Source organism: Chitinophaga sp., assembly GCF_036569125.1.
In the GTDB taxonomy this organism is placed as follows: domain Bacteria; phylum Bacteroidota; class Bacteroidia; order Chitinophagales; family Chitinophagaceae; genus Chitinophaga.
Window position 1 is genome coordinate 1 of record NZ_DATCRF010000749.1, and the last position, 4,862, is coordinate 4,862.

Sequence of the window (4,862 nt, forward strand, 5' to 3'; positions counted from 1 at the left end):
TGCTGCTGCGGCGGCGCAGGCCCGGCAAAACTTTGCAGCATCGCCCTGGGCAGCGCATTTGCAGGTAACGCAGGCGGATATACGCACTTTGCCGGTTACCCGCTTATACGATCATATTATCACCAATCCTCCCTTTTACGAAGGCAGCTTAAAAAGCGGCGATACCCTGCGCAACCAGGCCATGCACGCTACCACACTTGGCTATGAAGGGCTGCTGCAAGCCATCAGCGCTCATTTGCATGTGGAGGGCAGCTTTTCTGTACTGCTGCCGTATGCGGCTTTCCCCGGCTTCAGGCAACTGGCGGAAGCAGCCGGTTATCATCCTCAACAAATACTGGAAGTGAAACAAAGCGTGCAGCACGGGTATTTCCGCACTGTAGGCATTTTCAGCCGGCAGCGGGTTACACCGGTTATAACATCCCTGGCTATCTATGAAAAGCAAAATGTGTATACGCCGGAATTTGTGGCGTTGCTGCAGCCTTATTACCTCTATTTATAAGCCCTAATTTTCACTGACCGGTACATGAAAACTGCAGCTGGTAGTGCCTACGGACACCGGTACCAGGGTGGTGCCAAACTCACCGGGAACACCTGCACCATAAAGGGAAATAGTTTGTATGCCGGTGTGGGTAAAAATGCCTACGTCGGAGAAGGTCATGCCATTAACAGTGCCGCTGACAACGGACCATCTGCCGGGAGTAATAACATTCACTTCCAGGGTTACCGTTTCATTCTCCGTTAAGTATTCACCGGAAACATACAGGCCCTGCACCTGGAAATTGGCGCATTTACCGGCGCTGACCACCAGCTCAAAGTTGGCAAAGCTATCTATATTCACCACGGTATCCGGCGGATTGGTGCCGGTTGTATCTGTTGTATCTGTCCCTGTGGTATCTATAATGCCGCCCGGGTACGGTATTTCCCGGCTTAGCTCTCTTTTACAGCCAAATATGATACAGCATAGCAATGCTATTATAATAATTGGGGCGTTGGCAATGCGCATAAACTGTCCTAATTAGAAATGACGGGGAAAAGACTCTGGTGTAAAGATACACTTTCTATTCATTGGCCGGATACCCGGTCCTGTACATATCCTTCCAGGTAGGCGAATCTTTCTGTGAGCTGCCCGTTCTTGGCGATGGTAGCATTTTCGATGGTTGTGCTGCAGGGCTGCAGCAGCTCTTCAAACACGTATTTCATCAGCTGATCGCCGAAATACTGGGAGGCATCGCGGGGCAGCTCATTAGGCAGGTTGCTTACGCACATCATGTCTATGGAGCGGGAGAGGCCGGGGGCCGTACGTTCCCGGCTAATGCGGTCTACGCCGTACACGGGGTCGGCAATGGTGGAATCGCCCAGGTTGCAGGGGATGGATCCGTTGGTGTCGTCTGTAATGTCGGCAATCACCTGGATGCGGAAGTTATCTTTGGCCAGATCATTCCAGGTGAAAAGCGGGGCGATACCTTCTTCCCAATAAATGCCATTCATCAAAATATCGCTGGCCGTAACATAGGGCAGGAAGCGGCATTCATAATTTTCAGGGCTGGTATGAAAATCGTCGCGGCTATACGTTTTATCGGAGCGGCGCAGGTATAGCTCACCGGCTTTCAGCTGCGTGTATACGGGGTAGGCATAGCTGTTAATGAGGAACTCTTCGGGGGTAATGTATTTTATACCCAGCATGCCCATTACTTCCAGGATGCCTGCAGCTACGCGCCCGGAGCCGGTGATCACGATCTTCAGGGGCGGCAGCTTAATGCCGAAGTAATGTTTGATAAGCTCCTGCAGGTCGTGGCAGGTATGTACCGGGCGGTAAGTGAACAGGCCCGTGCGTTTACCATAGGCCAGCAATCCATTATGCGCGCCTACCACGCCGGCAAAAAATCCGAAGCCCAGAATGCGCTGCCCGTCTTCATGTACCAGGCATTCATAGTCCACCAGGGTAATGTGCTGGTCTATGATATGCTGCAGCATAGCCTGGTTATTAGGCTGCTGTTTTTTGGTATGTGAAAAGAAGAGGTAGGTTTTGCCGGGGAGCAGCTTTTCCTTTGGCACTTCTTTAATGCCCAGCAGGATGTGGCAGTGGGAGAGGTCTTCTGCCAGCGGAATGCCTGCCTGCGTGTATTCGCTATCCGTGAAGCAGCGGTGTGGCGAGGGCTGTACGGTGATGCTTACGCTGGGGTAGTTCTGTAAGATCCATTGGCATTGTTGTGGTGTAAATGCGGCCCGGTTATCGTGTGGTATTTTTTCTTCCCTTATAAGGCCGATGTGGATGGTAGTATCAGTTACTTGCATGGGCCAATTTACGGAATAACCCAATTCAGAATTTTTATTTGGCTTTCCGGGAAAATTTTCTACATTTGCGTCCCCGCGATTGCGGGATTGCCCAGATGGCGGAATTGGTAGACGCGCTAGACTCAAAATCTGGTTATCGCAAGGTAGTGCAGGTTCGATTCCTGTTCTGGGCACCAAAGGCCGGAGATTATCTCCGGCCTTTTTTTGTTCTATTAAAATGTGTGACCGATTAATGATCTGCAATCTTGCCTGCAGCGAATAAGATATAACACGATTTTACTTTGTGAGGAAAATTTGTAATTTGGCGCCCCTAATCTAGTATAAACCCCCTGACCCTTCAGGCCTTAAACACAAACTCCAATATGAGAAGATCTAATTTTACTTATCCGTTAGTCCTGCTGTCAGGACTCTTTTTTGTTATGTTCATGATATCCTGCGGTAAAGATGGCGCTGCAGGGCCGCAAGGTCCGGTTGGTCCGGCCGGCCCGGAAGGGCCCAAAGGTGATAATGCCTCCGGCACTGTGATCTATTCAGATTGGCTGGATGTGCCGTTTAAGCCGGATACTATACATACAGCAGGCGGCGGTATTGATACAGTAGGTTACTTTGCTGATATCGATGTGCCTAAACTTACCACGGCGCTGGTGAATACCGCTGATGTAAAAATGTACATCAATGCTGAAGATGCAAGTGATCCTGTCATTTATCCGTTGCCTTATAATGCTCCATCTGGTCTTTACATACAGTTCTCGGCTTACACGCAGGGAATTTCGTTGTATTCTAATTCGGACCTGAGCTCTTTCACTGCCAATGGTAAAAAGTATCAACAATTCCGGTACATGATCGTGCCTGGCAATACCGAGGGAAGATCAGCTGCTTCAGTAAACTGGTCCGATTATGCCGCGGTAAAAGCGTATCTCGGGTTGAAGGACTAATATTTTGTTTTCGCTTGTATGATATATGAAAACATGATTGGTGGAAAAATGCCGGAGGTAATACCTCCGGCGTTTTTTTTTACATGGAATTTAGCAGGGGTGGTATCCTCCTGAGCAAACAGATCCTGTAAATCAAAATCAAGAAGTTATTTTGAATATCTGGACTTCTTTTATAAATTACGTATATTTTTTAAAGCTTAACGAAATGTATAAGCTAATTATGGCTCAATCACTGCCGTTTTAGTAGTTGTGATTAATTATAATAATATATCAGGGTACTTTATACTATCAGGATGCAAAAGCTAACATGTGAAAGGGAGCGGGAATTACTTAATGCGCTTACACTTGACGATGAGCAGGCATTCGCCATACTTTTTAACAGCTATAGAAATAAGATCTACGGTTTTATTCTGGGGATCACCTCCTCAAAAGAAATTTCAAAAGACATTGTACAGGACGTTTTTTTTAAAATATGGAAAATGCGTCGCCGTGCCTGCGAAATTGAAAACTTTAATGCCTTAATTTACCGTATGGCAAGGAATGCTGCGCTTGATCATCTGAAGCGGGCTTCACGCGAATCTACCGTACTTTCACATCTGAGTGTGATCTCAAAAGAATCTGCTTCTTATGATCCTTTCGAGGATATCAAAGCTGCAGAAATTAAAGAAAAATACGAAAACTCCTTACAAAAATTACCCAAACAACAACGGTTGGTTTATGAACTAAGACATCTTCAGGGGATTGAATACGCTGAAATTGCTAAAAAACTGAGTCTTTCTGTTCCAACCATAAGAAGCCACTTTAGAAATGCGCTGAACTCCTTAAAATCCAACCTCTTTTTAACCCTCGTCATTATAATTACCCGCTTTTAAAAGCCGGGAAAAAAAATCCTGATCTTTTTTTGCACGTTTGGGTCTTTTGATCGTCTTACAGACATACGCATGGGAAACCTGTGCTAAATAAGTTTAAACAGATGTCTGAAGATAGAATAAGATTTTTACTGTCAAAATATATCCACCGCCAGTGTAACCCGCAGGAAGAAGCCGAATTGTTCAGCTTCCTGAGGGAACTTAGCGATGAACAAAAAGACGATCTCCTGAGCAACATCTGGAATGATTTTGAGTCCAAACAGGAGCTTCCCGAAGAAGAGGCTGAGCAAATACTGGATGCTATTCTGACCAGGAAGAGCCGTTTCCCGCTCAAATATATCTCAATCGCAGCATCCGTCCTGATTGTCTTGTCTGCCGGCGCCTATTTTTTATTGAACTCCAATAAGCAGCTATCTGCTGATAGTAATAAGATTGCACTCGCTGATATCAGGCCTGGTGAAAATAAAGCTGAACTCACCATGGGGAATGGCAAAAAAATACTGCTTGGCACCGGCTTACAAAAAATTACTGTTCCGAATACGGATGTTGTGATCCAGGAAAATGCCAACGGATCGCTTACTTATAATAAGGGCACGATCACTGATACTGAGCCAATAACCTACGATACACTCCGGACACCGAAAGGTGGTGTTTACCAGTTAAACCTGGGTGACGGTACTAAGATCTGGCTGAACACAGCAAGCGCCATCCGTTTTCCGGAAAAACCCGGACGCAGGAGCCGCGATGTGGAGCTCCTTTATGG

The 4,862-nt window shown here is 46.7% G+C and carries 6 protein-coding genes and 1 tRNA gene; 5 read left to right on the forward strand and 2 right to left on the reverse strand.

All coding sequences use genetic code 11. The features are described from left to right. Positions 1-499: hypothetical protein (locus tag VIM87_RS27695; protein ID WP_332000124.1), on the forward strand; the 499-nt coding region annotated here is incomplete at its 5' end. 3 nt (positions 500-502) lie between these two features. Here the strand turns inward: VIM87_RS27695 and VIM87_RS27700 are convergent. Together VIM87_RS27700 and VIM87_RS27705 are read right to left on the reverse strand one after the other, a co-directional pair. Continuing rightward, on the reverse strand, positions 503-1,003 hold the full coding sequence (locus VIM87_RS27700) for a hypothetical protein (protein ID WP_332000125.1): 501 nt from the start codon (positions 1,001-1,003) through the stop codon (positions 503-505). 59 nt (positions 1,004-1,062) lie between these two features. Next, the gene (locus VIM87_RS27705) at positions 1,063-2,295 is read right to left on the reverse strand and encodes an NAD(P)-dependent oxidoreductase (protein WP_332000126.1); all 1,233 of its coding nucleotides are present in this window, start codon (positions 2,293-2,295) and stop codon (positions 1,063-1,065) included. 89 nt (positions 2,296-2,384) lie between these two features. Between VIM87_RS27705 and VIM87_RS27710 the strand changes: the two genes are divergently transcribed. From VIM87_RS27710 to VIM87_RS27725, 4 genes are all read left to right on the forward strand, one after another. Continuing rightward, positions 2,385-2,471, forward strand: a tRNA-Leu gene (locus VIM87_RS27710). Positions 2,472-2,657: 186 nt separating this feature from the next. Beyond that, positions 2,658-3,230, forward strand: coding sequence for a hypothetical protein (locus tag VIM87_RS27715; RefSeq protein WP_332000127.1), 573 nt, complete (start codon positions 2,658-2,660; stop codon positions 3,228-3,230). Positions 3,231-3,523: 293 nt separating this feature from the next. After that, positions 3,524-4,102 (forward strand): RNA polymerase sigma-70 factor, encoded by a 579-nt coding sequence (locus VIM87_RS27720; RefSeq protein ID WP_332000128.1) that lies wholly within the window; start codon positions 3,524-3,526, stop codon positions 4,100-4,102. Between the two features lie 101 nt (positions 4,103-4,203). Further along, on the forward strand, positions 4,204-4,862 hold a 659-nt coding region (locus VIM87_RS27725; RefSeq protein ID WP_332000129.1), incomplete at its 3' end, for a FecR domain-containing protein.

What these genes read in the sequence shown, in the direction of transcription:
- VIM87_RS27700 (WP_332000125.1), bottom strand. Translation starts at nt 1,003, where the DNA reads ATGCGCATTGCCAACGCCCCAATTATTATAATAGCATTGCTATGCTGT.
- VIM87_RS27705 (WP_332000126.1), bottom strand. Translation starts at nt 2,295, where the DNA reads ATGCAAGTAACTGATACTACCATCCACATCGGCCTTATAAGGGAAGAA.
- VIM87_RS27715 (WP_332000127.1), top strand. Translation starts at nt 2,658, where the DNA reads ATGAGAAGATCTAATTTTACTTATCCGTTAGTCCTGCTGTCAGGACTC.
- VIM87_RS27720 (WP_332000128.1), top strand. Translation starts at nt 3,524, where the DNA reads ATGCAAAAGCTAACATGTGAAAGGGAGCGGGAATTACTTAATGCGCTT.